At 69.8% G+C, this 2422-nt stretch carries 2 protein-coding genes; both read right to left on the bottom strand.

The features are described 5' to 3' along the window. Positions 1-1067: peptidoglycan glycosyltransferase FtsW (locus AC1DOC_RS29475; RefSeq protein WP_478131103.1), on the bottom strand; the 1067-nt coding region annotated here is incomplete at its 3' end. After that, positions 1064-2422, bottom strand: a 1359-nt coding sequence (gene murD, locus AC1DOC_RS29480) for a UDP-N-acetylmuramoyl-L-alanine--D-glutamate ligase (protein ID WP_478131104.1), incomplete at its 5' end; no start/stop codon positions are given. The genes AC1DOC_RS29475 and murD, both read right to left, overlap by 4 nt.

Here is a 2422-nt window from a genome sequence, read left to right on the forward strand (position 1 = left end):
ATCGCCTGGCGGCCGATGTGCATGATGCGGCGCGTGAGCCAGAGGAACAGGCCGATGATCAGCAGCACGCCGACCAGGCCGAACTCCTCGCCGATCACCGCGAGCAGGAAGTCGGTGTGCGCCTCGGGCAGCCAGTGCAGCTTCTCGACGCTGCCGCCCAGCCCGACGCCGARGATCTCGCCGCGCCCGATGGCGATCAGCGAGTGCGACAGCTGGTAGCCCTTGCCCAGCGCATGCTCCTCGCTCCACGGATCGAGGTACGCGAAGATGCGCTCGCGGCGCCACGAACTGGAGGCGACGATGGTGCCGAAGGCCACCACCACCAGCGCCGCGATCACGAAGAACATGCGTGCGTTCACGCCGCCCAGGAACAGGATGCCCATGGCAATGACGGCAATCACCATGAACGCGCCCATGTCGGGCTCGGCCATCACCAGCATGCCCACCACCACCACCGCCACGCCCATCGGCAGCACGGCGCGGAAGAAGCGCTCCTTGATCTCCATCTTGCGCACCATGTAGCTGGCGGCATAGAGCACCATCGCGAGCTTGGCGAGCTCGGACGGCTGGAAGCGCATGAAGCCCAGCGGCAGCCAGCGCCGCGCGCCGTTGACGTTGATGCCGATGTGCGGAATGAGCACCGCCACCAGCAGCAGCAGCGAGGCCACGAAGAGCCAGGGCGCGGCGCGCTCCCAGGTCTTCATGGGAATCTGGAAGGCCAGCAGCGCCGCAATGAACGCGAACACCACCGAGGCCGCATGCCGCGTGAGGAAGAACGATGCGCTGTAGCCCGCAYGGGCGAAGCGCGGGTTGTCCGGCAGCGCGATGGAGGCCGAATACACCATCACCAGGCCCCAGGTGAGCAGCGCGACCGTGACCCAGACCAGCGCCTGGTCGAAGCCGAGCACGCGCATCGGCGCGGCCTTGGTCTGCGTGACACCGGCGCCGCCCAGCCGCACCGGCAGGTGCACGGGCAGCGAGTCGATGCCGCTGCGCGCGCGGCTGAACCAGCCGCCGAAACGGCTGGTCTTCGCGTTGGGCGTGGCGCCTGCGGCCGTGGTGTTCAAGCCGGACCTCCCGAAGAAAAATCGGCATCGTTCGACGACGGGCCGGCCATGCGAGGCTCGTCCTCGAGCGCCTGCACGGCCTCGCGGAACACGGCCGCGCGGTGCTCGTAGTCCTTGAACATGTCGAAGCTCGCACAGGCCGGCGACAGCAGCACGGCATCGCCGGGGTTGGCGCGCGCGGCGGCCAGCTTGACGGCCTCCTGCATCGAGCCGGCATGCATCAGCGAAGCGCCGGTGGCCGCCAGCGCCTGCTCGATCAGCGGCGCATCGCGGCCGATCAGCACCACGGCGCGCGCGTACTGCGCCACGGGCGCGGCCAGCGGTTCGAAGTCCTGGCCCTTGCCCTCGCCGCCAAGAATGACGACCACGCGGCGGTCTTCGCCCAGGCCGTTGAGCGCGGCGACCGTCGCGCCGACGTTGGTGCCCTTGCTGTCGTCGAAGTACTCGACCTCATCGACGATGGCAATTGGCTCCACGCGGTGCGGCTCGCCGCGGTATTCGCGCAGGCCGTAGAGCATGGGTCCAAGCGGGCAGCCGGCGGCGCTGGCCAGCGCGAGCGCCGCCAGCGCGTTCATCGCGTTGTGGCGGCCGCGGATGCGCAGCACGTCGGCGGGCAGCAGGCGCTGCAGGAAGATTTCTTCCTCGACCACTGCGCCGCGCTTGCGCTTCTGCGTTTCGTCGGCCTCGAGTGCACGCACCAGCCAGGCCATGCCGTTGACGCGCTCGATGCCGTAGTCGCCCGGACGCAGCGGCATCGCGGCGCCGAAGGTGATATGGGCGCGGACCTGCGGGCGCTGCAGCTTCACCTTGACAGGCGCGGGCAGCATGGCCATCACGCCGGGGTCGTCGCGGTTGAGCACCATGAGGCCCTGCGTGCCGAAGATGCGCGCCTTGGCCGATGCGTACGCCGGCATGTCGCCATGCCAGTCGAGATGGTCCTGCGTGAGGTTGAGCACGGTGGCGGCAGTCGGCTCGAAGCCCTGCACGCCGTCGAGCTGGAAGCTCGAGAGCTCGAGCACCCAGACATCGGGCAGCGTCTCGGCATCGATGTGCGCGGCCAGGGTGTCGAGCAGCGTCGGGCCGATGTTGCCGGCCACGGCCACGCTCTTGCCCGCGCGCTCGACCAGCTGGCCGGTGAGCGCGGTGACGGTGGTCTTGCCGTTGGTGCCGGTGACGGCGAGCACCGCGGGCGTGTAGCCCCTGGGCGCCGGCGGCTCCTCGATCGGCACCAGCTTGAGCTGCGGCGTGTCTTCTTCCTCGACCGCGGCGGAGGCCGGGTTGGTGGCGGAGAGTTCGGCGATCTTGGCGACGAACTCGGCGGCCTCCCTGGCGGCCGTGGGGACGTAGGGCTGGCC

It is taken from the genome of Variovorax sp. 01T439_2 (genome assembly GCF_056398445.1).